At 42.0% G+C, this 25625-nt stretch carries 24 protein-coding genes and 1 riboswitch; of the genes, 23 read left to right on the top strand and 1 reads right to left on the bottom strand.

Annotated elements, in window-relative coordinates:
* The first annotated feature begins 22 nt into the window (after window positions 1–22).
* The 14 genes from asnS (at window position 23) to ACZ47Z_RS14380 (ending at window position 15958) form a co-directional block, all read left to right on the top strand.
* A complete protein-coding gene (gene asnS / locus ACZ47Z_RS14445; RefSeq protein WP_464525686.1) occupies window positions 23–1414 on the top strand; it encodes an asparagine--tRNA ligase in 1392 nt (463 codons plus the stop codon).
* A 352-nt stretch (window positions 1415–1766) separates the two neighbouring features.
* Window positions 1767–3485, top strand: coding sequence for a Na/Pi cotransporter family protein (locus ACZ47Z_RS14440; RefSeq protein ID WP_117541440.1), 1719 nt, complete (start codon window positions 1767–1769; stop codon window positions 3483–3485).
* Between the two features lie 202 nt (window positions 3486–3687).
* The gene (locus ACZ47Z_RS14435) at window positions 3688–5028 is read left to right on the top strand and encodes a CCA tRNA nucleotidyltransferase (protein ID WP_015529977.1); all 1341 of its coding nucleotides are present in this window, start codon (window positions 3688–3690) and stop codon (window positions 5026–5028) included.
* 146 nt (window positions 5029–5174) lie between these two features.
* On the top strand, window positions 5175–6260 hold the full coding sequence (locus ACZ47Z_RS14430; RefSeq protein WP_054752837.1) for a protein kinase family protein: 1086 nt from the start codon (window positions 5175–5177) through the stop codon (window positions 6258–6260).
* Window positions 6261–6428: 168 nt separating this feature from the next.
* A complete protein-coding gene (locus ACZ47Z_RS14425; protein WP_015529979.1) occupies window positions 6429–6701 on the top strand; it encodes an HU family DNA-binding protein in 273 nt (90 codons plus the stop codon).
* 25 nt (window positions 6702–6726) lie between these two features.
* The gene (locus ACZ47Z_RS14420; protein WP_015529980.1) at window positions 6727–6966 is read left to right on the top strand and encodes an RNA-binding S4 domain-containing protein; all 240 of its coding nucleotides are present in this window, start codon (window positions 6727–6729) and stop codon (window positions 6964–6966) included.
* Window positions 6967–7235: 269 nt separating this feature from the next.
* Window positions 7236–7523, top strand: coding sequence for a sporulation protein YabP (yabP, locus tag ACZ47Z_RS14415; RefSeq protein WP_015529981.1), 288 nt, complete (start codon window positions 7236–7238; stop codon window positions 7521–7523).
* 12 nt (window positions 7524–7535) lie between these two features.
* A complete protein-coding gene (gene yabQ / locus ACZ47Z_RS14410; RefSeq protein ID WP_117916631.1) occupies window positions 7536–7865 on the top strand; it encodes a spore cortex biosynthesis protein YabQ in 330 nt (109 codons plus the stop codon).
* Window positions 7866–7965: 100 nt separating this feature from the next.
* On the top strand, window positions 7966–8298 hold the full coding sequence (locus ACZ47Z_RS14405) for a septum formation initiator family protein (protein ID WP_054752843.1): 333 nt from the start codon (window positions 7966–7968) through the stop codon (window positions 8296–8298).
* Window positions 8299–8505: 207 nt separating this feature from the next.
* Complete coding sequence (locus ACZ47Z_RS14400; protein WP_464525685.1) at window positions 8506–9909, top strand: SpoIIE family protein phosphatase; 1404 nt, start codon at window positions 8506–8508, stop codon at window positions 9907–9909.
* Between the two features lie 39 nt (window positions 9910–9948).
* Window positions 9949–11397, top strand: coding sequence for a tRNA lysidine(34) synthetase TilS (tilS, locus tag ACZ47Z_RS14395; RefSeq protein WP_117825176.1), 1449 nt, complete (start codon window positions 9949–9951; stop codon window positions 11395–11397).
* Window positions 11398–11401: 4 nt separating this feature from the next.
* Entirely contained in the window at window positions 11402–11929 is a 528-nt protein-coding gene (hpt, locus tag ACZ47Z_RS14390) for a hypoxanthine phosphoribosyltransferase (RefSeq protein ID WP_015529986.1), read from the top strand.
* A gap of 18 nt (window positions 11930–11947) precedes the next feature.
* Window positions 11948–13786: an ATP-dependent zinc metalloprotease FtsH gene (gene ftsH, locus ACZ47Z_RS14385; protein ID WP_055157063.1), complete on the top strand. Its 1839-nt coding sequence runs from the start codon at window positions 11948–11950 to the stop codon at window positions 13784–13786.
* Between the two features lie 114 nt (window positions 13787–13900).
* Window positions 13901–15958, top strand: coding sequence for a glycoside hydrolase family 13 protein (locus ACZ47Z_RS14380; RefSeq protein WP_117825178.1), 2058 nt, complete (start codon window positions 13901–13903; stop codon window positions 15956–15958).
* A gap of 122 nt (window positions 15959–16080) precedes the next feature.
* Here the strand turns inward: ACZ47Z_RS14380 and ACZ47Z_RS14375 are convergent, their stop codons facing one another.
* Window positions 16081–16944 carry a methionyl aminopeptidase gene (locus tag ACZ47Z_RS14375; RefSeq protein WP_117579224.1) on the bottom strand — a complete coding sequence of 288 codons (864 nt, stop codon included), beginning with the start codon at window positions 16942–16944 and terminating at the stop codon, window positions 16081–16083.
* 135 nt (window positions 16945–17079) lie between these two features.
* Between ACZ47Z_RS14375 and ACZ47Z_RS14370 the strand changes: the two genes are divergently transcribed.
* From ACZ47Z_RS14370 to ACZ47Z_RS14330, 9 genes are all read left to right on the top strand, one after another.
* Complete coding sequence (locus ACZ47Z_RS14370; RefSeq protein WP_243005340.1) at window positions 17080–17664, top strand: FHA domain-containing protein; 585 nt, start codon at window positions 17080–17082, stop codon at window positions 17662–17664.
* 204 nt (window positions 17665–17868) lie between these two features.
* Window positions 17869–18264 (top strand): hypothetical protein, encoded by a 396-nt coding sequence (locus ACZ47Z_RS14365; protein ID WP_270376523.1) that lies wholly within the window; start codon window positions 17869–17871, stop codon window positions 18262–18264.
* A gap of 52 nt (window positions 18265–18316) precedes the next feature.
* A complete protein-coding gene (locus ACZ47Z_RS14360; RefSeq protein ID WP_054752847.1) occupies window positions 18317–18835 on the top strand; it encodes a shikimate kinase in 519 nt (172 codons plus the stop codon).
* A 180-nt stretch (window positions 18836–19015) separates the two neighbouring features.
* A complete protein-coding gene (locus ACZ47Z_RS14355) occupies window positions 19016–20308 on the top strand; it encodes a UDP-N-acetylglucosamine 1-carboxyvinyltransferase (RefSeq protein WP_054752850.1) in 1293 nt (430 codons plus the stop codon).
* A gap of 72 nt (window positions 20309–20380) precedes the next feature.
* A complete protein-coding gene (locus ACZ47Z_RS14350) occupies window positions 20381–20533 on the top strand; it encodes a hypothetical protein (RefSeq protein ID WP_157050471.1) in 153 nt (50 codons plus the stop codon).
* On the top strand, window positions 20526–21995 hold the full coding sequence (locus ACZ47Z_RS14345; RefSeq protein WP_412376928.1) for a CapA family protein: 1470 nt from the start codon (window positions 20526–20528) through the stop codon (window positions 21993–21995). The genes ACZ47Z_RS14350 and ACZ47Z_RS14345 overlap by 8 nt, the downstream gene beginning before the upstream one ends.
* Window positions 21996–22091: 96 nt before the next feature.
* Window positions 22092–22193: riboswitch (SAM riboswitch) on the top strand.
* A gap of 134 nt (window positions 22194–22327) precedes the next feature.
* The gene (gene metK, locus ACZ47Z_RS14340) at window positions 22328–23521 is read left to right on the top strand and encodes a methionine adenosyltransferase (RefSeq protein ID WP_020436567.1); all 1194 of its coding nucleotides are present in this window, start codon (window positions 22328–22330) and stop codon (window positions 23519–23521) included.
* A 91-nt stretch (window positions 23522–23612) separates the two neighbouring features.
* A complete protein-coding gene (locus ACZ47Z_RS14335) occupies window positions 23613–24671 on the top strand; it encodes a sensor histidine kinase (protein WP_015529994.1) in 1059 nt (352 codons plus the stop codon).
* Entirely contained in the window at window positions 24664–25356 is a 693-nt protein-coding gene (locus ACZ47Z_RS14330; protein ID WP_015529995.1) for a response regulator transcription factor, read from the top strand. Before ACZ47Z_RS14335 ends, ACZ47Z_RS14330 begins: the two co-directional genes overlap by 8 nt.
* The last annotated feature ends 269 nt before the right edge of the window (window positions 25357–25625 follow it).

The following is a 25625-nucleotide window of genomic DNA, read 5'->3' as shown; positions in this document are numbered from 1 at the left end:
ATTATTTGAAGGAGTAAATGGTATGGAACTGACAACAATTCGTGAGTTATTTAAGAACAGAGAGGGATATCTGGACAAAGAGGTAACAGTTGGAGGCTGGATTCGAAGCATTCGAGATTCTAAGACATTCGGATTTATCGTATTGAATGATGGATCTTATTTTGATACATTACAGATTGTATATCATGATAAGATGGAGAACTTCGCTGAGGTTTCCAAGCTGAATGTAGGAGCAGCAATCATTGTTAAGGGTACACTGGTAGCGACACCACAGGCTAAGCAGCCATTTGAAATCCAGGCAGAAGAGGTTGTGATCGAAGGAGCATCTGCGCCAGATTATCCACTGCAGAAGAAGCGTCACAGCTTTGAGTATCTTAGAACAATTTCTCATCTCCGTCCGAGAACAAACACATTCCAGGCTGTATTCAGAGTTCGTTCTCTGGCAGCATATGCGATTCACCAGTTCTTCCAGGACAGAGGATTTGTATATGTACACACTCCGCTGATCACAGGAAGTGACTGTGAGGGTGCAGGAGAGATGTTCCGTGTTACAACACTGGATATGGACAATGTTCCGAAGAATGAGGATGGAACTGTAGATTATACACAGGATTTCTTTGGGAAAGAGACAAGCCTTACAGTAAGTGGTCAGCTTAACGGAGAGACTTATGCACAGGCATTCCGTAATATTTATACATTTGGACCGACATTCCGCGCAGAGAACTCTAACACAACAAGACATGCGGCAGAGTTCTGGATGATCGAGCCGGAGATCGCATTTGCAGATCTTGAGGATGCTATGGAACTGGCTGAGGCTATGTTGAAGTATGTGATCAACTATGTACTTGAGAATGCACCGGAAGAGATGAACTTCTTCAACTCTTTCGTTGATAAAGGACTTCTTGACAGACTTCATAATGTAGTGAACTCTGACTTTGCGCGTGTAACATATACAGAGGCAGTAGAGATCCTTGAGAAAAACAATGATAAGTTTGATTATAAAGTATCTTGGGGATGCGACCTTCAGACAGAGCATGAGCGCTATCTGACAGAGCAGGTATACAAACGTCCTGTATTCGTTACAGATTATCCGAAGGAAATCAAAGCTTTCTATATGAAGATGAACGAAGATGGTAAGACAGTAGCAGCTGTAGACTGTCTTGTACCGGGAATCGGAGAGATCATCGGAGGAAGCCAGAGAGAGGATGATTATGACAAGCTTCTTGGAAGAATGAAAGAACTTGGACTTAAGGAAGAAGATTATGGATTCTACCTTGATCTGAGAAAATATGGTTCTACAAGACATGCAGGATTCGGACTTGGATTTGAGAGATGCGTAATGTATCTGACAGGAATGTCTAATATCCGTGACGTCATTCCATTCCCAAGAACAGTAAACAACTGCGAACTGTAATAATATAAAGAAGTTTTAGAGTGTTATTCACACATGAACAGTAAAGTGTGTGGATAACACTCTTTTTTCTATATCGAATGTGGAAAACCAGTCCGGTTTATCGTTTGAAGTGAAAGACTGCAAAGAATAAGAAAGTTATAGATAACTAACCTGGTTTTAACATTATTTAAAAGGGATTTTAATAAAATTTTCGCTATTTAACATAGATTTAACATAACTTCACAGAGTTTTTTATAAAGCCATGATAATCTCGGATATGTAAAGAAGAAAAAAGCACTGCGTTTGAAAAACAGATGCAAGACAGTGATTTGTAATTGAAAACAGACATGAGAGAGGATCTGGAGGAAGAAAAATGAAGGAAAACATACAGATTGTTTTCGGGCTGCTTGGTGGCCTGGCGGTTTTTATCTATGGAATGAATATGATGAGTGAATGTCTTCAGAAAGCGGCAGGAGAAAAAATGAAGAAAATCCTGTCACTTTTAACGAGAAATCCTGTAATGGGAGCACTTGCGGGAATGCTTGTTACAGCCGTACTGCAAAGTTCAAGTGCAACGACGGTTATGGCGATTGGTTTTGTAAGTGCAGGACTGATGACACTGCCACAGGCAATTTCTATTATTTTTGGTGCCAATATCGGTACAACAATGACAGCACAGCTGATTGCATTTAAGTTGAGTGACTACATTTATGCAATCATTTTTATTGGATTTATCGTATATTTTATTTCTAAATCAGAACGTGTGAAAAATGTCGGAATGACTATTTTTGCATTTGGTTTATTGTTCCTTGGAATCGAGACAATGGGATCTGTTATGAAACCATTGGCTTCAAGCCCAATTTTTACTGAGCTGATCGGCAAAGTGGCAGACGTTCCAATCCTTGGAGTTGCTGTTGGTGCATTAATGACTGTTGTGGTGCAGAGCTCTAGTGCAACAATCGCAGTACTCCAGAATTTTGCAGCTCAGCCGGGTGCAGATGGCGTGACAAGTATCATTGGTCTGGCCGGTGCAATTCCGATTCTTTTCGGTGACAATATCGGAACAACGATCACAGCACTTCTGGCAAGTATTGGTCAGCCGAAGGATGCGAAGAGAACAGCACTTGCACACTGTATCTTTAATATTTCAGGATGCTTCCTGTTTATCTGGTTCGTAAAACCACTGGCAGCGTTTATCCAGTATATTTCCCCTAAGGGACCGGAGATTGAAGTGATTTCGAGACAGATTGCGAATACGCATACATTTTTCAACCTTGTGATGACGCTGATCTGGGTACCGCTTGTTGGAGTTATGGTGAAAATCGTAATGTGTCTGATCCCGGACGGAGAAGTGAAAGAAGTCAATGCAGTGCAGCCAAAATTTCTTGATAACAAACTGATCAGTCAGCCTACAGTTGCATTACAGCTTGCAGTAAGAGAATTGATGAATTGCGGAGAGCAGGTAGGCGTGACGCTGAAAAAGGCAGCAGAAAAGATTGATAGTGGAGATGGTGCTTCTGTTGAAGAATTTGTAAAGAGCAGAGAAGTGACAGCTGAACTTACAGGAAAGATCACAGATTATCTGGCTGAGATGGCAGCCGCCGGAGTTATGACAGAGCAGCAGGCGGCAAGAGCAGCAGAGCTTCAGTATGTATTGATCGATATTGACAGAATCAGTGAACTTACGAAAAATGTCGCTGTTTCCATGCAGACAGAAAAGCTTGTGAAAAAGGACAAGAAGAGTGCAAAAGAAGAAAGGGTACAGTTTTCACAAGAAGCATCAAAGGATATACAGAAGAGCATGGAACTTGTCAGTGAAATGTACAATATGGTCATGAAAATGGTTAATAACGAAGAGGCAAATGAGGCTGAAAATCTTGTCAAGATGAAAGAAAAGATCCGCAAGATGGACGGAGATATCAGAAAAGGACATATTAAACGTGTACACAAAGGAAAATGTAAGGCAGGACTTACGGCTGCATTCAATGAGATTCTACATAATGTGGAAAGAATCGGAAACAGCTGTGTGAATCTGGCAGATGCGGCAGAGGACGGAGTGAGATTCAGCACATTTTTAAGAGAGATGGAGTAGAGAACTTTATTATGAGCAGGCAAACTTTCAATAGAAGAGAGTTTGCCTGTTTTCTATTTCATGGAAATCCTTTTGATTTTATGCTGATAAAAGAAGAAAAACTGTGCTAAAATAGTTGAGACAACAAGAAAGAACAGTTATAATATTAATCTGTTAATAGAGAGAAAAAGGAACTTTTACTAATATAGGAAGGAAGTAGTAAATGAAGATAGAATTACCAAAGAAGGTATTGTTTATCATTAATAATCTGCAACTTGCAGGATATGATGCATTTGCAGTAGGTGGCTGCGTGAGAGATTCTATTTTGGCGAGAAAACCGCAGGACTGGGATATCACAACGTCGGCAAAACCAGAAGCAATCAAGGAAATATTTCGCCGGACGGTTGATACAGGAATAGAACACGGAACAGTTACAGTAATGATTGGCAAAGACAGTTATGAGGTGACGACTTATAGAATTGACGGTGCATATGAGGATAGCCGTCATCCGAAGGAAGTCCGCTTTACCAATTGTCTGGAAGAAGATCTTCGCAGAAGAGATTTTACGATCAATGCGATGGCATATAATGATGATGTCCGGCTGGTAGACGTGTTTGGTGGAATGCAGGATTTGAATCATCATCTGATCCGCTGCGTTGGAGATCCGAGGGAAAGATTTTCAGAAGATGCACTTCGTATCCTTCGTGCGGTACGCTTCTCAGCACAGCTGGATTTCCCGATTGAACCTGATACTGCCAAAGCAGTGAAGGAGCTTGCACCAAACCTTAAGAATATTAGTGCAGAACGTATTCAGACAGAGCTCGTGAAACTTCTGACGTCTCCACATCCGGAGCGCATTCAGGATGCCTGTGAACTTGGAATTACAAAGGTGGTCCTTCCAGAATGGGACGCCATGGTAGGAGTAAAACAGAATACAATACATCATAAGTACGATGTGGCAGAGCATACACTTCATACATTGAAACATGTGAAGAGAGATAAATACCTTCGTCTTACAATGTTGTTCCATGATATGGGAAAACCGGCAATGAAGACAACAGATGAGAAAGGAAACGATCATTTCAAAGGACATGCTCTGGAAAGCGAGAAAATTGCCCGTACAGTTTTGAAGCGATTAAAATTTGACAATGAGACGATTCGCATTGTAACGAAGCTGGTCTGCTATCATGATTACCGGATGGAAGCAACACCGGCGAATGTACGTCGTGCAATGAATCGGATCGGTGTTGAATTATTCCCATACTATCTCGCAGTGCGTCTTGCAGATGCAAAATCACAGAGCACTTACATGAGAAGGGAAAAGATTGAAAATATCGTAGAGATAAGAAATCTTTACAAACAGATCCTGATGGAGAATCAGTGCGTGACTCTTCGACAGCTTGCGGTGAGCGGAAGAGAATTGATGGAACTGGGGATGAAGCCGGGACGCGAACTCGGTGCAATGCTCAGTGAACTGCTGGAATATGTGCTGGATGATCCGGAACGGAACACGAAAGAGAATCTTTGTAAGTACGTGAAAGAAAAAATGGAAAAAGAAAAGTAGAAAATACCGGAAGAAAAAGAGAATACTCAGGTTGTCCCTTTCATAGATTAGAAAGAAATCGTTGTCGGTTGCTGTTAAAACCGACAGTAAAAAGTCTGGTAACTGGAAAAGAATAATAATCCAGGTCAATGGGACAGGGGGCAGCCATGAGAGAATATGAGATGGAAGTACTGGAAAAGTACGAACTTGAAGTGAATAGCACCCGGCGGATCAGAGGTGCATTTTATTGCGATACAAAAGAAGGGACGATGCTTCTGAAAGAGACAAAGATCTCGGAGAGGCGCGTCCCTTTATTGTATCTTATTTTAAACCGATTAGAAAAGCAGGGATATCTGGTGGATACACCTGTGTTCAGTAAAGAAGGGAATCTGGTGCAGAATTCCAGAGATGGAACAAGATATTTGATGAAAAAATGGTATCCGGGGGAAGAGTGTAATCTGAAGAGAGAGGAAGATATTTTCCGGGCAGCAAGAAAACTGGGAGAGCTTCATCTGGAATTTCAGTGGTATGAGCCGGACTTGCAGGAGAAAGAAATATTTCAGAAATTCCAGAAAGAAGAGGTGCAGGAAATCCCACAGAATACACAGCAGTCAGTTTGTGAAGAAAAGAAAATGGACTGGACAAAGTTGTCACCATTGTTAAGTAAAAATCCATTGGAAGAAATGAAACGTCGTAACAGGGAAATGAAAAAAGTGCGGTCATTTATCAGAAAACGGGTTGCAAAAAATGAATTCGAATCCTATTATCTGAAGCATTATGAAGAAATTGCATGGCAGGCAGAAAAGGTGACAGAGCAGATAGAGCGGTCTGGTTGCCAGAATCTATATGAAAGAAGTATACGGGAAAGGAAAATGCTTCATGGAGATTATAATTATCATAATGTCATGATCCTTCCGGAAAATGAGGTGATAACAAACTTTGAGCGGATGCGAATCGGAATACAAGTAGATGATTTATATTACCTTTTGAGAAAAGTAATGGAAAAATACCATTGGAAACAAAAAACAGGACAAAATATATTAGAAGCATATGAAAGCGTACGGCAATTAAAACCAGATGAAAGAGAGTATCTTTGTCTTCGACTGGCCTATCCGGAAAAGTTCTGGAAGACAGCAAGTGCTTATTCCAGATCAAATAAAGCATGGCTTCCGGAAAAGAGTGTAGAGAAGCTGCAGACAGCAGTAGAACAGACGAAGGAGAAAGAAGTGTTTTTGAGAGAAATCTTCGAATAAAAAAGCTCCGCAAACCGCGGAAAATGTGGATTTATCTTGACAAACAACAGGGAAACCGTTATAACAGTACATAAGGGTTTGAGGCAAGTTATCGTGCAGACTTGCAACCTGAATAAATAAAACTAGGAATAGAATTGTATTTGAGTACAATAAAGGAGGACATAATCCATGAACAAAACAGAATTTATTGCAGCAGTAGCTGAAAAGGCAGAGATTTCCAAGAAAGATTCTGAGAAAGCATTAAAGGCATTTGTTGATGTTGTAACAGAGCAGCTGAAAGCCGGAGATAAAGTACAGCTTGTTGGATTTGGTACATTTGAAGTGAGCGAGAGAGCAGCAAGAGAAGGAAGAAACCCACAGACAGGAAAAACTATGACAATTGCAGCTTGCAAGGCTCCTAAATTCAAAGCTGGAAAAGCATTAAAGGACGCAATCAACTAGTTCAGGGGATTTTGTAGAAGAATATATGAGACTGGATAAGTTTTTAAAAGTCTCCCGTCTGATCAAACGAAGAACTGTTGCAAACGAAGCCTGTGATGCAGGACGTGTGCTGGTGAATGGAAAGACGGCGAAAGCATCTGTGAAGGTAAAGCCGGGAGATGTGATCGAGATTCAGTTTGGAACGAGAACCGTTAAGGTTGAGGTTCTTGAACTGCAGGAGACAACAAAAAAAGAAGAAGCAAAGGACTTATTCAAATACCTGTAAAGTCTGTCAGACGACAGGAATGTATAAGTCAATCAATGGTTATTGTTTTCAGTAATCTTAGAAAGGCAGGGAATATTTTACAAAGTGAGATATTCCCTGCCTTTCTGTATATTGTACGATAAAGCAGTTTTGGAGACACATCTATAAAACCTTTATCTGTCAGGAATAAGTAGAAAAGCTCTGACATATATATAGAAAAGTACAGGGAACCGTTATCTGGTTCCAGTAATATACTGTGGGGTATGCCAGAGAAGAGGGAGGTGCAGCGGATGGAGGAACAGCAAAAGACTGTAAAGGCTCATAAGCTGGTGGTTAATAACCGGAAGACAAGTATGGTGACAGGTGTTCTGGATGTATTGTCTTTTGATCTGAATGAGATTCTTCTGGAAACAGAGCAGGGAATGCTGTTAGTAAAAGGAACAGACTTGCATGTGAACCGTCTCAGTGTGGAAAAGGGAGAAGTAGATTTGTCGGGAACAATAGATAGTGTTTCATATTCTAATATTTCGCAGGCAAAGAAACAGGAAGAAAGCTTTTGGACAAAGATGTTCAAGTGAGGAAGAAAGAAGATGCTAAATATAAAAAAAGAACTGCTTGTCTTCTTCTGTGCCTGTCTTACGGGTGTGAATGTCCGGGCTGGGTACGAGATCCTGATTTTTTTAAGGAAAATGATAATACATAATAATCTGGTGAAAGGAATCGAGGATCTGTTCTACTGGATATTTATGAGTGCATATATTTTCTCACAGATATATGCAACTACGTATGGTAGTATCAGATGGTATTTTCTACTAGGTCTTGTATTTGGCGTTGCCGTTATTCAGAAACTGATTTCGTCTGGAGAAAAAATACACAAAAAAACAAGGAAAAACCTTGAAATTATTAGAAAAAACAGATAGAATGTTGATAATTGGGAAGTTTATAGGGGGACTCCGTCAGTGAAGGCAGGATTGATTTCCCGGTAACGTTAAGAGTGTATTATTTTAGGGTGAATTTTAGATGGCAAAGAAAAAAAGAGTGACTGGACGGTGCAGTTATACAAAGCAGAGACGTCCGAGTCCGTACAAAAGAAGCGTTCTTATGATCTTGTCAGTATTGTGTCTTCTTTCCGGTGTGCTGGGAGTGAGTGCAGTAAAGCTTCATGCAAAGAATATAGCGTATAAACAGCAGGAAGCAGAATTGAAGACACAGATCAAAAGTGAGCAGGCAAGAGCAGAAGAGATCAAAGAATACGAGCAGTATGTACAGACAGATGATTACATGAAAGAGATTGCAGAAGATAAGCTGAATCTTGTTGATCCGAATGAAATCGTATTTAAACCAATCAAGTGAATAGTAATCGAATCTGCAAAGTCAGTGAAAGACGGATACAGAATTTTACGAAAGATAACTCCGGGAGAGAAAGTTCTCCTGGAGTTTTTCTTTTACGCGAACAACGAGCCAAAGTCCGTGCTTGCACGAGACCTTGGCGACTGTCGCGATAACTTGAGAAACTCGCGGAGCGTGTTTCTCACAGTTGAGTAACGAGGGGGGATGGAAATGGAAAATGGACAGGTATTACATAGTAGTCTATATGTGGAACAGATTGATAAGTTTGCAGTTTCATTAAAACAGTTAGCGAAAACATTTTTGAAATTAGAAGAAAAAAAGCAGACATTTTCAGAAGAAGAGATTGATGAAATGTTTGCCTGCGTAAGAGAAGAAGTGTGTGAAAAATGTGAGAAAAACAGTTGGTGCTGGGGGGAAAACTATATTCAGATGTATCAGATGGGATACGAGATTCTTGCAGCAGTGGATCAGTATGGAAATGAACTGGATGCAGAGACAAAAAGAAAACTGATGCAGCGCTGCATTATGGCTCCGCGGTTTTATCGGGGGATGCTTGACAGTTTTCACGAAGCAAGACAAAATATGATCTGGATCAATCGTATTGCAAGAAGCCGGGAAGGGTGTGCAGCCCAGCTTGATCTATTTGCAGATATGCTGCAAAATGTGGCGAAAAATCTGGAAGACAGCATATTTACAGATGAAAGGTTGGGGAAACGGATCCTGTCTCAATTGAAAAGAAAAGGAATACGTGTACTTTCCATGCATTTTCTTGTGAATGGAGAGGGAAAATATGAATTGCATCTGACGATGCGCACCTGGAAAGCGGAAAAGATTCCGGTAAAAAGTCTGGCAGGGATTCTGAGTAATCTGACAGGAAGAAGATTGATTCCGGGAAAAGAAGGGGCGCAGTTGATCGGAGCGGATTATACAACAGTGGTCTTCCGAGAAGGACCATCCTATTACACAATGTCCGGAATAGCAAGAATCGGAAAAGGCTGCAGTAATATTTCAGGGGACAGTTTCACGATGATGGATCTTCCGGGTGGTAAAAGGGGAGTTGCATTGTCAGATGGCATGGGATGTGGGCAGGCTGCCTGTCGGGAAAGCACACTTGTGATAGAACTTCTCGAAGAACTTCTGGAAGCGGGATTTCCGGAAAAGACTGCGATCCAGATGATCAATACAACACTGGTCTGCGGAAGAGAAGAAATCCATTACTCTACGATCGACCTTACAGTGTTTGATCTGTATACAGGGGAATGCGAATTGATCAAGGCAGGCGCATCCTCAACTTTTATCCGAAGAAAGGATCAGATTGAGCATCTGACATCGACAAGCCTTCCAATCGGAGTGATGAATTCACTTGAAATAGATTCCGTGAAACGGCAGTTGACAGATGGGACGTATGTGATCATGCTGACAGATGGAGTGCTGGATGCACTTCCGGTAGGAGAGCAGGACTTCCTTCTTGAAACAATCATAAAAGGAACGGAAATACGAAACCCCAAGGAACTGGCCAGACACATTTTACAGCAGGTACTTAACTGGACAGGAAAAGAACCGGAGGATGATATGTCAGTTTTGGTTGCAGCTTTGTGGAAATGCAGAAAGTAGTCATTGACATAGAAGTAACCGTTAACGTATAGTTGAGGTATGATGGATAAAAGATTAGAAAAGATTGAAAACTATATCAGACAATATCATATGATAGAAAAAGGGGACAGGATTGTCATAGGTGTATCGGGTGGCGCAGACTCTGTATGTCTGCTGATGGCACTTTGTTCATTGCAGGAAAAGCTGGGATTTCAGGTGCTTGTCTGCCATGTGAATCATGAACTGCGCGGGGAGGAGGCTGCACAGGATGAGGCATATGTGGAAATGCTTTGTCATAAAATGCAGGTTCCTTTTTTTGCATTTCATGAAAATGTGGAATTAATTGCAAAAAAGCGGAAAGAATCATTGGAGGAAGCAGGCAGATATGTGCGAAGACAGGCATTTGAACAACTCTGTAAGGAACAGGGCGGGACAAAGATTGCAACAGCGCACCATAGTAATGACAATGCAGAAACAATGCTTCTTAACATGGCAAGAGGAACCGGGCTTCGCGGATTGTGTGGGATAAGACCAGTGTATGGAAAATGGATCCGCCCACTTCTGGAATTGTCCAGGGAAGAGATTGAACAGTGGTTGAAAGAGTGTGACATCAGATATTGTGTTGACGAAACGAATCAGGAAGATGAATACACAAGGAACCGGATTCGTCATCATGTAATTCCGACATTAGAAGAACAGGTTAATACAAGGACGGTAGAACATTTTGTGAAGCTCAGTGAACAGGCAGAAGAAATCTATGAATATCTGGAAAAACAGACAGATCAGGCATGGAATATCTGTGCAAAACAGACAGACGGACTTCAAAGCAGGAAAGAAATATTTCTCAAGGCAGAGGAAATGAAACACCTTGATCCTGTGATAAAGAAATTACTGATCCAAAGATCAGTAAGTGAAGTGGCAGGGGCACAGAAAGATATTGAAAGCAGGCATATCCTGGCGGTACTGCAACTGTTTGAACGGCAGACAGGACGGCAGATCGATCTTCCGTATAGTGTTACAGCCAAAAGAATGTATGAGGGAGTTCTGCTTACAAAAGGTGATAAAAAAGTTACATCTGTACATCAGAAAGAGAAAAGAAAAGAAGAGAGTAATTTTGTTCTACAGCTTCAGATTCCGGGAGAAGCACAGATCCCGGGAACAAATTTGAAAATCTGCTGTACAATCAGCGGTGAAAATGAGAAGAATTCAGCAAAAGAGATACCACAAAAAAGCTACACGAAATGCTTTGATTATGATATAATAAAAAGCAGTCTCTGTGTGAGATACAGACGACCCGGAGATTATTTTACAATTGATGGGGAAGGAAAGAAAAAGAAGCTGAAGAGTTACTTTATTGATGAGAAAATTCCGCAAGAAGAACGGGACAGACAGCTTCTGATCGCAGAGGAAAGCCACATCGTATGGATTCCGGGCAGAAGGATGAGTTCGTACTACCAGGTGGGAGACCAGACGAAAAAGATTCTTAAGATAAAGATTATGGAGGAATAGAACAATGGCTGAGAAGATTAAAGTGTTAATTTCAGAGGAAGAAGTAGATGCAAGAATCCGTGAACTCGGAGAAAAGATCAGTAAAGAGTATGAAGGAAAGCAGATCCATCTGATCTGTGTTCTGAAAGGTGGAGTATTCTTTATGTGTGAACTCGCAAAGAGAATTACAGTTCCGGTATCTATGGACTTTATGTGTGTTGGAAGCTATGGAGACGGAACAAAGTCCAGTGGTGTTGTAAGACTTGCGAAAGATCTGGATGAGTCTATTGAGAATAAGGAAGTATTGATCGTGGAGGATATCATTGATTCCGGTAATACACTGTATTATCTGATGGACGTACTTCGTCAGAGAAAGCCGGCAAGTCTCCGTCTTTGCACATTACTTGATAAACCAGACCGCCGTGTGAAAGATGTGCACGTAGACTGGACAGGATTTGAGATTCCGGATGAGTTCGTAGTTGGATACGGACTGGATTATGCACAGAAGTATAGAAATCTTCCATACATCGGAGTAGTAGAAGTCGCAGAATAGAAAGGAAGCAATAATAAATTGAATAATGACAGAAAAAGCAGAGGTCTGAGTGGGGCAACGATCATCAGTTTTGTTGTGATCCTTGTTGTGGTTCTGTGGATGGCGAACCAGCTTCAGATGCATCAGCAGGAGATGACATATACCTCCTTTGTCTCTGCAGTACAGGAAAAAAATGTTTCTGATGTCTACATCAATCAGAACAGTGCAGTTCCGACAGGAACCGTCTCTGTTACATTGAAAGATGATGGTAATACAAGGAAAGTGAATGTGTCAGATGTTGAGCAGGTAGAGAAGCTTCTGACAGAGAATCAGGTGGAGTACAGGCTTTCGGATGTACCGAAGGATTCTATGTTGACAACAGTTGTAGTTCCGATGCTGATCACACTTGGTGGAGTATTTCTGATCTTTTTCCTGATGAGCCGTCAGAACGGCGGGGGAAATTCTAAGGCGATGAACTTTGGAAAGAGCCGCGCAAAGATGAGTACGAAGAATGAGATCAAGGTTACATTTCGTGATGTTGCAGGATTGAGAGAAGAGAAGGAAGAACTGGAGGAGATCGTAGATTTTCTGAAAGATCCGAAGAAATACATCCAGGTTGGAGCACGTATCCCAAAAGGTGTTCTTTTAGAAGGACCTCCGGGAACCGGTAAGACACTTCTTGCAAAGGCTGTAGCCGGTGAGGCAGGAGTACCATTTTTCAGCATTTCGGGCTCAGATTTCGTTGAGATGTTTGTTGGTGTGGGTGCTTCCCGTGTCCGTGATCTGTTCCAGGATGCGAAGAAGAACGCACCATGTATCATATTTATTGATGAGATCGATGCAGTCGCAAGACGCCGCGGAAGCGGTCTTGGCGGTGGTCATGATGAGCGTGAGCAGACCCTGAACCAGCTCCTTGTAGAGATGGATGGATTTGGTGTAAATGAAGGCATTATCGTAATGGCAGCGACAAACCGTAAGGATATTCTGGATCCTGCAATCTTAAGACCGGGAAGATTTGACCGTGATGTTCTTGTCGGACGTCCGGATGTAGGCGGCAGAGAAGAGATCCTGAAAGTTCATGCGAGAAATAAGCCGCTTGGAGATGATGTGGATCTGAAGCAGATTGCCCAGACAACGGCAGGATTTTCAGGAGCAGATCTTGAGAATCTTCTCAACGAGGCTGCAATTCTGGCAGCGAAGGAGAACCGGGTGTACATTCAGCAGTCTGATATCCGTCATGCATTTGTGAAGGTCGGAATCGGTCCGGAGAAGAAGAGCCGTATCGTTTCTGAGAAAGAACGCAGGATTACAGCTTATCATGAAGCCGGACACGCGATCTTGTTCCATTTGCTTCCGGATGTAGGACCGGTTTACAGTGTATCTATCATTCCGACAGGCGGAGCCGGCGGATATACGATGCCGCTTCCGGAGAAGGATGATATGTTCAATACAAAGGGGCATATGCTTCAGGAAATTACAGTTTCCCTTGGCGGACGTGTTGCAGAAGAAGAGATTTTTGATGATATCACAACGGGAGCTTCCCAGGATATCAAGCAGGCAACAGCAATTGCAAAATCAATGATCACGAAGTTCGGTATGTCTGAAAGACTGGGACTGATCAATTATGATAATGACAGCGATGAAGTATTCATTGGACGTGATTTCGGTCATACATCAAGAGGGTATGGCGAAAAAGTGGCCGGAACGATTGATGAAGAAGTGAAACGTATTATTGATGAGTGTTATTTGAAAGCGCGTACACTTATTCAGGAGTATCATCCGGTACTCGAGAAGTGTGCACAACTGCTTCTTGAGAAGGAAAAGATAACAAGAAGTGAATTCGAAGCACTGTTTGCAGACAGTGAGGTTGAAGGATAGTAGTCATTATATGTATTTAGGATAAGATACCCTCTGCCGGCGGGCAATCCCGTGTTGGCCGGGGGTATTTTATTTTAGATAGTTTTAAGAATTGAGTTAAAGGAGGCTAAACAGGTGAATAGAGAAGCACTGTTTTGTGACGGTACAGGTGATTATGTCTGTCCGGCAGAGCCTGAGATAAATGAAAAAGTAGTGTTGCGATTTCGTACGGCACACAATGATGTTGATGAAGTGAAACTTCACATCGGAGAACAGGAGTATCCTATGTGGAAGACACGTACGAACGGTGAATTTGACTTTTACGAGATTGAGTATCAGCTTGGTGAGGATATCTTAAGATATTGTTTTGAAATCAAGCAGGGAGCAGAAATCTGTTTTTATAGTAGGTATGGAATAACAGGGAAAAAAGAAAACTATTATGATTTTATTATTTCGCCGGGATTTAAGACACCCGAGTGGGCGAAAGGTGCTGTGATGTACCAGATCTTTGTCGATCGCTTTTATAATGGAGATCCGACAAATGATGTGGAGGATAACGAATATATTTATATTGGGGCACCGAGCCGCAAGGTGAAGGATTGGAATCAGGCACCGGAGGCAATGGATATCCGTAATTTTTACGGCGGGGATTTACAGGGTGTTTTAGATAAGCTGGATTATCTGCAGGATCTTGGAGTTGAAGTTATTTACTTCAATCCGTTGTTTGTTTCTCCGTCGAATCATAAGTATGATATTCAGGATTATGATTACATAGATCCGCATTATGGAAAGATTGTTGTGGATGACGGAGAAGTACTTCCGGTAGGTGCAAAGGATAATATCCATGCGACAAAGTATCAGCAACGCACAGGAGATATCCGTAACCTTGAGGCAAGTAATCAGCTGTTTATCAAACTGGTAGAAGAGATGCATAAGCGAGGAATGCGTGTAATTCTGGATGGTGTATTCAATCATTGTGGCTCTTTTAACAAATGGATGGACAGAGAACGTATCTATGAGCCGCAGCCGGACTATCCAAAGGGAGCATATGTAAGTAAAGAAAGTCCATATAACAGCTTTTTCCTGTTCCATGATGCGAGAAATGAGCTCTGGCCTTATAACGGAACATATGATGGCTGGTGGGGACATGATACACTGCCAAAGCTCGATTATGAGGATTCACCACAGCTTGAGCAGTACATTATGGATATCGGAAGAAAATGGGTATCACCGCCGTACAACGTAGACGGATGGCGTCTTGATGTTGCGGCGGACCTTGGATTCAGTAATGAATACAACCATATCTTCTGGAAGCGATTCCGAAAGGAAGTTAAGGATGCGAATCCGGATGCAATTATATTGGCAGAACATTATGGAGATCCGCAGGATTGGCTCCAGGGAGATGAGTGGGACAGCGTTATGAATTATGACGCATTTATGGAACCGCTGACCTGGTTTTTGACTGGTATGGAGAAGCATAGTGATGAATATCGTCCGGATCTGTGTGGAAATGCTGATAACTTTGTCGGAGCGATGCGTCATTTTATGGCAAGTATGCTGACACCATCTCTTCAGATGGCAATGAATGAACTTTCCAACCATGACCATTCTCGTTTCCTGACACGTACGAACCACAAGGCAGGACGTGTGGCACAGCTTGGAACAGAAGCAGCTGAAAAGGATGTGAATAAGGCAATCTTACGAGAAGCGGTTATTATGCAGATGACCTGGATTGGTGCGCCGACGATTTATTATGGTGATGAGGCAGGACTTTGTGGATTCACCGATCCGGATAACCGGAGAACTTTCCCATGGGGGAACGAAGACAAAGAACTTCAGGCATTCCACAAAGAAGTGATCCGTATCCACAAGGAAGAGAAGCCGTTGAAAAAGGGTTCTATCAAGCTATTGGCTTCGGATGAAAATCTGCTGGCCTATGGAAGATTTGAAGCGGGTGAACAGATTGTCGTTGTTGTGAATAACAGTGATGAACTTCGTACAGTGACCGTACCGGTATGGTATGCGGGTGTAGAGATGGAAGGACGGATGAAACGACTGATCTACTCTTATGAAAACGGTTATACGACAGAATATGACGAGTATATCGTACAAGATGGAGAGATTGTCCTGAATATGGGATCTCATTCAGCAATCGTATTAAAGCCGGCAGAAGCATTGAGGTTGATGCCGTAAGAAGTGGAACGGTATTTTGCAGATAAAGAAAGAGCATTATACAAGAATAATAAAAATACGGGATGAGCAGTTTTAACATCTGTTCATCCCGTATTTGTTTTGATGTTGGGATCCTGGTATTATTATTTTGTCAGAACCTCTGCACCATTCTCTGTGATGAGTACCATGTACTCAATCTGAGCAGAAAGACCGTCATCCATTGTATAAACAGTCCAGTCATTGTCCTCATCTACGAAGAAGTCAGGGCTGCCTTCGTTGATCATAGGCTCAATCGTGAACATCATACCTGGAACGAGAAGCATCTCACTTCCCTTTGGTGTCACATAGCTGACAAAAGGATCTTCATGGAATTCCAGACCGACACCGTGTCCGCCGATATCCTCTACAACAGAGTATCCGTTTGCACGGGCATGTGTATTGATCGCATCTGCGATATCACCTAAATGTCCCCAAGGCTTCGCAGCCTCAAGTCCAAGCTTCACACACTCTTCTGTGACGCGGACGATGCGCTCTGCACGTTCAGATACTTTTCCCATCTTGAACATACGGGAGGCATCAGAGAAATATCCGTCAAGAATAGTGGATACATCAACATTGATAATATCTCCCTCTTCCAGAATGATATTCTCATCCGGAATGCCGTGACAAATCTCATTATTAATAGAAGTACACACGCTCTTAGGGAATCCCTGATAATTGAGCGGAGCTGGGATACCACCGTGTTCTTTTGTGAAACGATATACGATGTCATCAATCTCCTGTGTGCTCATTCCAATGTGGATCTGTCTTGCTACTTCATCCAGGATCGCTGTATTAAGCTCAGCACTTTTTCTGATCTTTTCAATCTGGAATGGAGTTTTTAAAATCTTACGTGTCGGAACAATCTCACCACGTTCAGCATGCATCATTATCTTTTCTTCAATCGGCATATGGCATTTCTTATACTTCTTGCCGCTGCCGCACCAGCACAATTCATTTCTTTCCATGATATTACCTCTTCTAAAAATCACTTATTTTCACTGTTTCTACTTATTTTATCACATAATTCGACAAAAAGATACATGTTATGCTTGCCGAGAACGTAAAAATATAGTACGATTAAGATTCAGATAGGAGTGATAATGCATATGTGGTATTGGGCGATTATGGTACTGCTGATTTTAGGAAGTATCGCACTTCTTTGCAGTACATTTATAAGTGTAAAAAAGAATAAGGCACAGGACGCAGAGCGGAGAAAGCAATCCAAGAAAGGAAAGCGTTACAAGGCAGATCAGGGATATGATCCAGAAGAGGAAGAGGATCAGCCGCAGGGAAAGAAGAGACGCAGTTCAGGGCAGAACAGTTCTGTGGATTCAGCGAAGCGTTCTTCTAAAAAGAGAAGACAGTGGAAGATTATACTGGAAGATCTGGATACATGGCAGAAATATAGCTTTATATTCTATGATGAAGTGGGAATCGGAAGAGCAAAGAGGAATGACAATTATGAGAAGTATCTTCCACTGCATGAGGATGGAAGGGTATCCAAGCAGCACTGTGTGATCATACAGAGAGGTGACTGTTTGTATCTGATGGATGATGGTTCCAAGAATGGAACATATCTGAATGGAATCCTGGTAGATCGTCCGACAGAGGTTCAGAGAGAAGATGTGATTGGCGTTGGGGAGACCAGACTGGAGATTCTCAGAATCTTAAGAGAAAGTGAATAATGAATTTACAGGCAAGGAAGTCCGGCGGAAAAGTCAGGACTTCTTTTTCTTTTAGATCGTAAAATGAAGAGTCTGTGTGAAAGTAACAGTTGAGTAAGGAAGATCATATAGTAGTTATATATAGCCGCCGGATTTATAAGCTGCAATCAACAGGAATGTGGATAGCAGGGACGGCACAACTTATTGTCAGTGGGAGTGAGCAATATGTACCAGAAATTGCCTTATTATATGGCCTATCCGATACAGACAGAATATGATGAGAGAGCAGAAAGGACAGACCTGGAGTATATGAAAAGCCTGTATCCGGATCTTCCAAAGAGAATACTGCCTTATGTCGAAGAGGAATGTGACAGGATGGAATACACGGGGAGTGTGATGTTTGACGTTTACCCGGATAAATTGCAGCTACGCATCATGTGCAACAGAATTTGCGAAAATGTAAAAAAGCAGGAGAAAATGTTTGCCGGGGAAGAACGGATGTTAAGAAATCTGGCGGAAGTCCTGTTGTATCAGGAAATCTACCGACGCAGGGGAGAACAGAGAAAAAGGAAACAAAAAATTTACAGTTATTGTTCATTGCCAGGAAAATCTATGATATAATCATTCAGATTACAACAAAAGAAACGGATTCAGAAGAAGGGAACAGATACAGATGAAAAGTAATCTTATATTTATCGGTATGCCGGCTGTCGGAAAAAGTACAGTTGGTATTGTAGTAGCAAAAAGACTTGGAAAAGGTTTCATAGATTCAGATCTTCTGATTCAGGAACAAGAAGGAAAGCTTCTGCGTGAAATCATAGCAGAAGTCGGTGATGATGGGTTTTTAAAAATCGAAAATCAGGTAAATCGTGATATAAAAGCAGAAAATGCGGTTATTTCTCCGGGCGGAAGTGTTGTCTATTGCGAGGAAGCAATGAAACATTTCAAAGAAATCGGAATTGTTGTATATCTTCATGCTTCTTATCAGACAATAAAGAAGAGAATCAGAAATCCTCAAAAAAGAGGAGTTGTTTTGAAGGACGGTCAGACATTAAAAGACCTGTATGACGAGCGAAAAGTCCTTTTTGAGAAGTATGCAGATGTGACAATCAGTGAAGAGGGCTGTCAGATTGAAGAAACAATAGAAAATGTACTTGATACTATTGAGAATTACTCTCAAAATAAAGCGTGAATATTACCGTCATAGAAAAAGGGGATTCCACAATGAAAGATTTTGTGTTATAGTTATGTATGGATTATATTGTAATTAAGATAGATAGTTCTTTTCGTATAGATAAAGACACAAGAATAAATCGTTACTGAACACAGAATCTGTGGGAAGTAATACAGAATCGGACAATTGAGGTGCAAAATGGAGCAATATATTATTAAGGGTGGTAATCCGCTGGTTGGGGAAGTTGAAATCGGCGGAGCTAAGAATGCGGCACTTGGAATTCTTGCAGCTGCAATCATGGCAGATGAACCGGTTTTGATTGAGAATCTTCCGGATGTGAATGACATTAATGTCATGCTGGAGGCAATCGAGGGAATCGGTGCAATGGTACAGAGAATTGACAGACATACAGTAAAGATCAATGGAAATACAATTGGAGATTTCAGTATTGATTATGACTATATTAAGAAGATCAGAGCGTCTTATTATTTGTTAGGTGCACTTCTTGGAAAATACAAGAGAGCAGAAGTAGCACTTCCGGGAGGATGCAATATCGGAAGCAGACCGATCGATCAGCATCTGAAAGGATTCCGTGCACTTGGAGCAGATGTAGACATTGAGTATGGTAAGATTGTTGCAGAGGCGGAAGAGCTGAAGGGAACACATCTTTATTTCGATGTTGTGACTGTAGGTGCAACGATCAACGTAATGATGGCAGCAGCTATGGCTGACGGTCTTACGATCATGGAGAACGTAGCGAAAGAGCCACATGTTGTAGATGTAGCGAACTTCCTGAACAGCATGGGAGCAAATATCCGTGGTGCAGGAACAGACGTGATCAAGATCCGTGGAGTGAAGTCCCTGCACAAGGCAGAGTACTCCATCATTCCGGATCAGATCGAAGCAGGAACATTTATGTTTGCCGCTGCAGCAACACGCGGAGATGTGACAGTGCTCAATGTGATTCCGAAGCATTTAGATGCAACGATCTCCAAGCTGGTAGATATCGGATGTGAAGTGGAAGAATTTGACGATGCAGTCCGTGTAGTGGCTAAGGGACGTCTGACAAGTACACAGGTGAAGACATTACCATATCCGGGATATCCGACAGACATGCAGCCACAGATCGGGGTTGTGCTTGCACTCGCAAAGGGAACAAGTACGATCACAGAAAGTATCTTCGAGAATCGTTTTAAATATTTAGATGAGCTGGCACGTATGGGTGCGAATATCAAAGTTGAAGGCAATTCAGCAACGATCGAGGGTGTTGAGAAATTTACAGCAGCAAGAGTCAGCGCGCCGGATCTTCGTGCAGGAGCTGCGCTTTGCATCGCAGGACTTGCAACAGAAGGAATTACGATCGTAGATGATATTGTTTATATCCAGAGAGGATACGAACGCTTTGAAGAGAAACTCAGAAGTCTGGGTGGAATCATTGAGAAAGTGTCCAGTGAAAAAGAGATTCAGAAATTCAAATTAAAAGTTGGCTAAACCGAGGTTACTGTTTACAACAAGCTGCGGCCGGCAGCGAGCCGATACAGACAGAATCCGAAGAAATATGATGTGAGAATGTATGCAGGTGTCGGAACGAAAGTTCTGATACCTGTTTTCAGTTTATATGTCAGGAGTTATGGCGTAATAGGCAATCAGGCAGGTCGAATGAAACAGTGGCGGGATATCAATAAGAAAACAGCAGGAGCAACGAACGATGAATGAATTTGAACAGGCAGAAGAACGGAGAAAAAGACAGAGAGAAGAAATCAAACAAAAGAGAATCAGACAGCTCAGACGAAGAATGACTATTTCCGGCTGTATTTTGTTGTGCATAATCATAGCGCTGGCAGCCTTTGCAGTCAATGTGGCTAAGAAAAAGAAACTGGCAGCAGAACAGAAAAAACAACTGGAGCAGGAGATTGCACAGATGAATGAATCGCTGAATGACTGCTACAACACTTTCCTGACGGATAATGGAGTGTCAGTGGAAAAGTCTGATGTTACAGCATTTACGAAATGGCTGGAAAAGAACTATTCTGAAGAGATGGATGATTTATTTCCGGTTTATCAGAAGAATAAAAAGATAACAACGCAGGATATTTATGATTCCTTTGGAGCAACTTTGCATGTTCTGTCAGATACATACGAAGGAAAATTAAAGGATGAAGCTACCGCTGCGAAGAATCATATCTATGAGAAGAAGGCAGCAGAGAACGGAACCGTGCAGATTACGGCAGCAGGTGACCTCTGTCTGGAGGAAGATGGATATGTTCTCGATTATTATGATACGGTAAATGACTTGTCTAAATGCATTTCCAAGTCAATTCTGGATCAGACAAATGCGGCAGATATTTTCTTCCTGAATCATGAATATTGTATCAGTGACCGTGGAACTCCGCTGGAGGATAAGTATTATGTATTCCGTGCAAAACCAGAACGCATGAAGTTGCTGGAACAGATGGGGACAGATATTGTTTCAATTGCGAATAATCACATTTACGATTATGGTGCAGATGCGATGGATGATACGATCGATCTGTTAGATCAGGCGAAGATCACTCATGTTGGAGGCGGAACGAATCTGGATGAGGCAAAGCAGCCGACTTATTATATTATCAATGGAATCAAGATCGGATTTGTGGCAGCTTCCGAGGGAGAACAGTATAAATTTACACCGGAAGCAACAGATTCAACGACAGGTATTCTTACATCCTACGACACAACAGAGTATAATCAGGTGATTGCGGATGCATCAAAGGAATGTGATTATCTGATCGCATATGTTCATTGGGGAACAGAAGATGAGGATATGTATAATTCAACACAGACAGAGCATGGAAAAGAATTCCTGAAGTCGGGAGCAGATATTGTGATCGGAGGTCATCCGCATGTACTTCAGGGAATTGAATATACAGAAGATGGACCTATTGTATACAGTCTGGGCGATTTCTGGTTTAATGATGAGACAAAATACACGGGACTTCTGAATCTTGAGATTACATCAGAAGGATTGAAGCAGATGTCCTTTACACCGTGTGAGCAGAAAGACAGCCAGACACAGTATCTGAATAATGCAGAGTCCCAGAGAGCACTTTTTGATCACTTGCAGGAGATTTCGCCGAATATTACAATCGATGATACCGGAGTGATCACGGAGTTGAAAGATATTGATGCAGAATCATAAATATAAAAATTTTATCAACTTCAGGAAACGGTATTGACATAATCAACAAGGTGTTGTATAGTCTGATACGAAACAAAATTAAATAGATGATACTTTCTCTTATTCAGAGCAGTGGAGATACAAAGGATCTAAGAAGCTGCGGCAACCCCTCGTAATAGGAAGGTGCCAACCTGAGCGAGTTATTTCGAACAATAAGAGGATTGTTAAGATAAACTGACAGTCCGCTTGATGCGGGCTGTTTTCATTATTGGCAATGTAAGCAAATGAAGACAGCACAAGCGAGAGAAAGTGAGATATTGCTGTGGGGACAGCAATCGGAAAGGAGAACAGATATGGAAAGAGAAAAGATTTTATTTACATCAGAATCAGTAACTGAGGGACACCCGGATAAGATGTGTGACCAGATTTCAGATGCGATCCTTGATGAACTGATGAGACAGGACCCGATGAGCCGTGTAGCATGTGAGACATGCTGTACAACAGGTCTTGTAATGGTTATGGGAGAGATTACAACACAGGCTTATGTAGATATCCAGAAGATCGTTCGTGACACTGTTCGTGAGATCGGATACACAAGAGGAAAATATGGATTTGATGCTGATACATGTGGCGTGATCACAACACTGGATGAGCAGTCAGCAGATATTGCACTCGGAGTAGATAAAGCACTTGAGGCGAAAGAGAACAAGATGTCAGATGAAGACATCGAGGCGATCGGAGCAGGAGACCAGGGTATGATGTTCGGTTATGCTTCTGATGAGACAGAAGAGTATATGCCTTACCCGGTTGCAATGGCTCATAAGCTTGCACGTCAGCTGACAAAGGTTCGTAAAGACGGAACACTTACTTACCTTCGTCCGGATGGAAAGACACAGGTTACAGTAGAGTACAACGAAGACGGTTCTGTAAAGCGTCTGGATGCAGTTGTTCTTTCTACACAGCATGACCCGGATGTGACTCAGGAGCAGATTCATGAGGATATTAAGAAATATGTATTCGATGAGATCATTCCGGCAGAACTCGTAGACGAAGAGACAAAGTTCTTCGTAAACCCGACAGGACGTTTCGTGATCGGTGGACCACACGGAGACAGTGGACTGACAGGACGTAAGATCATCGTTGATACTTACGGCGGAATGGCTCGTCACGGTGGCGGTGCTTTCTCCGGAAAGGACTGTACAAAGGTAGACCGTTCTGCAGCTTATGCAGCACGTTATGCAGCAAAGAATGTTGTAGCAGCAGGACTTGCTAAGAAATGTGAGATTCAGCTTTCTTATGCAATCGGTGTTGCACAGCCGACATCTATCGCAGTTGATACATTCGGAACAGGAAAACTTTCTGATACAAAACTGGTTGAGATCCTTCGTGAGAACTTTGATTTCCGTCCGGCAGGAATCATCAAGATGCTGGATCTGAGAAGACCAATCTACAAACAGACAGCAGCTTACGGACATTTTGGACGCAACGACCTGGATCTTCCATGGGAGAAGCTGGACAAGGTTGACGATTTAAAGAAATATCTGTAAGATAGAAATATCTGATACAAGCACCGGAAGGTGCCTGACACCCGTCATAAAGTGTCAGGCACCTTTTTCAATACGGAAAGGAGATGCTTCTATGAAATTACGTACCAAACTGATTATTGCTTTTGTAGTCGTTATGATCTTTCCTGTAACATTTGCACTGATCGCAATGCATGCATTTGTTCCGGGAAGAGGGGCAGAGATACAGCAGCTGTATCTGATCGCAGTTGTCCTTACGACAGCATTTCTAATCTTGTGGATCTACAGATCGGTATCGGTCCCGCTGGAGAAACTTCAGAGAGCTGCACGCAATATCAAAGAGGGTAATCTTGACTTTGAGATCAAGGCAGAATCAAATGACGAGATCGGACAACTCTGTCAGGACTTTGAAGAGATGCGTCTCAGACTGAAAGCACAGGCCGAAGAAAAGGTAGCATTTGACAGAGAGAATAAAGAGCTGATCAGTAACATTTCACATGACCTGAAGACTCCGATCACAGCGATCAAAGGTTATGTGGAAGGAATTATGGATGGGGTAGCAGATACGCCGGAAAAGATGGACAGATACATCAGAACCATTTATAATAAAGCTAATGAGATGAATCTTCTGATCAATGAACTGACGCTTTATTCAAAGATCGATACGAATCGAATTCCGTATAATTTCACAACAATCTCTGCGAAGGGATATTTTGCAGATTGTGCGGAGGATTTAAGTGTAGAACTGGAATCAAAGGGAGCTGAATTTACTTACAGGAACTTTATGGAAGAGGACAGCAAGGTGATCGTAGATCCGGAGCAGCTTCGAAGAGTCATCAATAACATCGTATCAAATTCTATCAAATATACAGATAAGCCAAAGGTGAAGATTACGATGGATGTAAAGGACGTGGGAGACTTTATTCAGGTAGAACTGGGAGATAACGGAAAGGGCATTGCGGCAAAGGATCTGCCGAATATCTTTGACCGTTTCTACCGGACAGATGCTTCAAGGAATTCTTCCAAGGGAGGAAGCGGCATCGGTCTTTCTATCGTGAAGAAGATTGTGGAAGAGCACGGAGGAAAGATCTGGGCAACCAGCGAAGAGGGCGTTGGAACCACGATGTATTTTGTAATAAGAAAATATCAGGAGGTACCCGTAGAAGATGAGTAAACGTATTTTAATCGTAGAAGACGAGGAAAGCATTGCAGATCTTGAGAAAGACTATCTGGAGCTGAGTGGTTTTGAAGTCGAGGTTGCGAATGATGGTGAGATAGGACTTAAGAAAGGACTTGAAGGAGAATTTGATTTGATCATTCTGGATCTGATGCTTCCGGGAGTAGATGGATTTGAGATCTGTCGTCAGATCCGCAGCCAGAAGAATACACCGATCATTATGGTTTCAGCGAAGAAAGATGATATTGATAAGATTCGTGGGCTTGGACTTGGCGCAGATGATTATATGACAAAACCGTTCAGTCCAAGTGAACTTGTAGCGCGTGTGAAAGCACATCTTGCAAGATATGAGAGACTGATCGGAAGTAATGTAGAGCAGAATGAAGTGATCGAGATCCGTGGATTGAAGATTGACAAGACAGCACGTCGTGTCTGGGTGAATGGAGAAGAGAAGTCTTTCACAACGAAAGAATTTGACCTTTTAACTTTCCTTGCAGGACATCCGAATCATGTGTACAGCAAGGAAGAGCTTTTCCGTGAGATCTGGGATATGGAGTCGATCGGAGACATTGCAACTGTTACAGTACATATTAAGAAGATCCGTGAGAAGATTGAGTATGATACTTCACATCCTCAATATATTGAGACAATCTGGGGTGTGGGATATAGATTTAAAGTATAAGAAGAAAGAGAGGACTCTGCCAGTGAATGGTGGGGTTCTTTTTTATATATTAGGAAAGTGCTTTCCTAATATATAAAAAACGCTCCGCTAAGGATGCGCACTGCGGCGTACAATGTAGATGTCGCAAGCGACCGCCGCAGGCGCAAGAATGTGCAAGGCACATTCTTTGTTCTAGAAATAATAAAGATGTCAACTCAAATAAAGAAAAGGTTGACAATCGAAAAAGACATGGCTATACTATTTTCATATGTTGTAAATAAGATCAACAG

It is taken from the genome of Mediterraneibacter faecis, assembly GCF_055383675.1.
The sequence above is the reverse complement of the archived record's forward strand: the minus strand, read 5'-3'. Positions and strand labels throughout refer to the sequence as shown.

Excerpts from the sequence above, each read along its gene's own strand:
- asnS (WP_464525686.1), top strand. The coding sequence starts at position 23 with ATGGAACTGACAACAATTCGTGAGTTATTTAAGAACAGAGAGGGATAT.
- ACZ47Z_RS14440 (WP_117541440.1), top strand. The coding sequence starts at position 1,767 with ATGAAGGAAAACATACAGATTGTTTTCGGGCTGCTTGGTGGCCTGGCG.
- ACZ47Z_RS14435 (WP_015529977.1), top strand. The coding sequence starts at position 3,688 with ATGAAGATAGAATTACCAAAGAAGGTATTGTTTATCATTAATAATCTG.
- ACZ47Z_RS14430 (WP_054752837.1), top strand. The coding sequence starts at position 5,175 with ATGAGAGAATATGAGATGGAAGTACTGGAAAAGTACGAACTTGAAGTG.
- ACZ47Z_RS14425 (WP_015529979.1), top strand. The coding sequence starts at position 6,429 with ATGAACAAAACAGAATTTATTGCAGCAGTAGCTGAAAAGGCAGAGATT.
- ACZ47Z_RS14420 (WP_015529980.1), top strand. The coding sequence starts at position 6,727 with ATGAGACTGGATAAGTTTTTAAAAGTCTCCCGTCTGATCAAACGAAGA.
- yabP (WP_015529981.1), top strand. The coding sequence starts at position 7,236 with ATGGAGGAACAGCAAAAGACTGTAAAGGCTCATAAGCTGGTGGTTAAT.
- yabQ (WP_117916631.1), top strand. The coding sequence starts at position 7,536 with ATGCTAAATATAAAAAAAGAACTGCTTGTCTTCTTCTGTGCCTGTCTT.
- ACZ47Z_RS14405 (WP_054752843.1), top strand. The coding sequence starts at position 7,966 with ATGGCAAAGAAAAAAAGAGTGACTGGACGGTGCAGTTATACAAAGCAG.
- ACZ47Z_RS14400 (WP_464525685.1), top strand. The coding sequence starts at position 8,506 with ATGGAAAATGGACAGGTATTACATAGTAGTCTATATGTGGAACAGATT.
- tilS (WP_117825176.1), top strand. The coding sequence starts at position 9,949 with ATGATGGATAAAAGATTAGAAAAGATTGAAAACTATATCAGACAATAT.
- hpt (WP_015529986.1), top strand. The coding sequence starts at position 11,402 with ATGGCTGAGAAGATTAAAGTGTTAATTTCAGAGGAAGAAGTAGATGCA.
- ACZ47Z_RS14375 (WP_117579224.1), bottom strand. The coding sequence starts at position 16,944 with ATGGAAAGAAATGAATTGTGCTGGTGCGGCAGCGGCAAGAAGTATAAG.
- ACZ47Z_RS14370 (WP_243005340.1), top strand. The coding sequence starts at position 17,080 with ATGCATATGTGGTATTGGGCGATTATGGTACTGCTGATTTTAGGAAGT.
- ACZ47Z_RS14365 (WP_270376523.1), top strand. The coding sequence starts at position 17,869 with ATGTACCAGAAATTGCCTTATTATATGGCCTATCCGATACAGACAGAA.
- ACZ47Z_RS14360 (WP_054752847.1), top strand. The coding sequence starts at position 18,317 with ATGAAAAGTAATCTTATATTTATCGGTATGCCGGCTGTCGGAAAAAGT.
- ACZ47Z_RS14355 (WP_054752850.1), top strand. The coding sequence starts at position 19,016 with ATGGAGCAATATATTATTAAGGGTGGTAATCCGCTGGTTGGGGAAGTT.
- ACZ47Z_RS14345 (WP_412376928.1), top strand. The coding sequence starts at position 20,526 with ATGAATGAATTTGAACAGGCAGAAGAACGGAGAAAAAGACAGAGAGAA.
- metK (WP_020436567.1), top strand. The coding sequence starts at position 22,328 with ATGGAAAGAGAAAAGATTTTATTTACATCAGAATCAGTAACTGAGGGA.
- ACZ47Z_RS14335 (WP_015529994.1), top strand. The coding sequence starts at position 23,613 with ATGAAATTACGTACCAAACTGATTATTGCTTTTGTAGTCGTTATGATC.
- ACZ47Z_RS14330 (WP_015529995.1), top strand. The coding sequence starts at position 24,664 with ATGAGTAAACGTATTTTAATCGTAGAAGACGAGGAAAGCATTGCAGAT.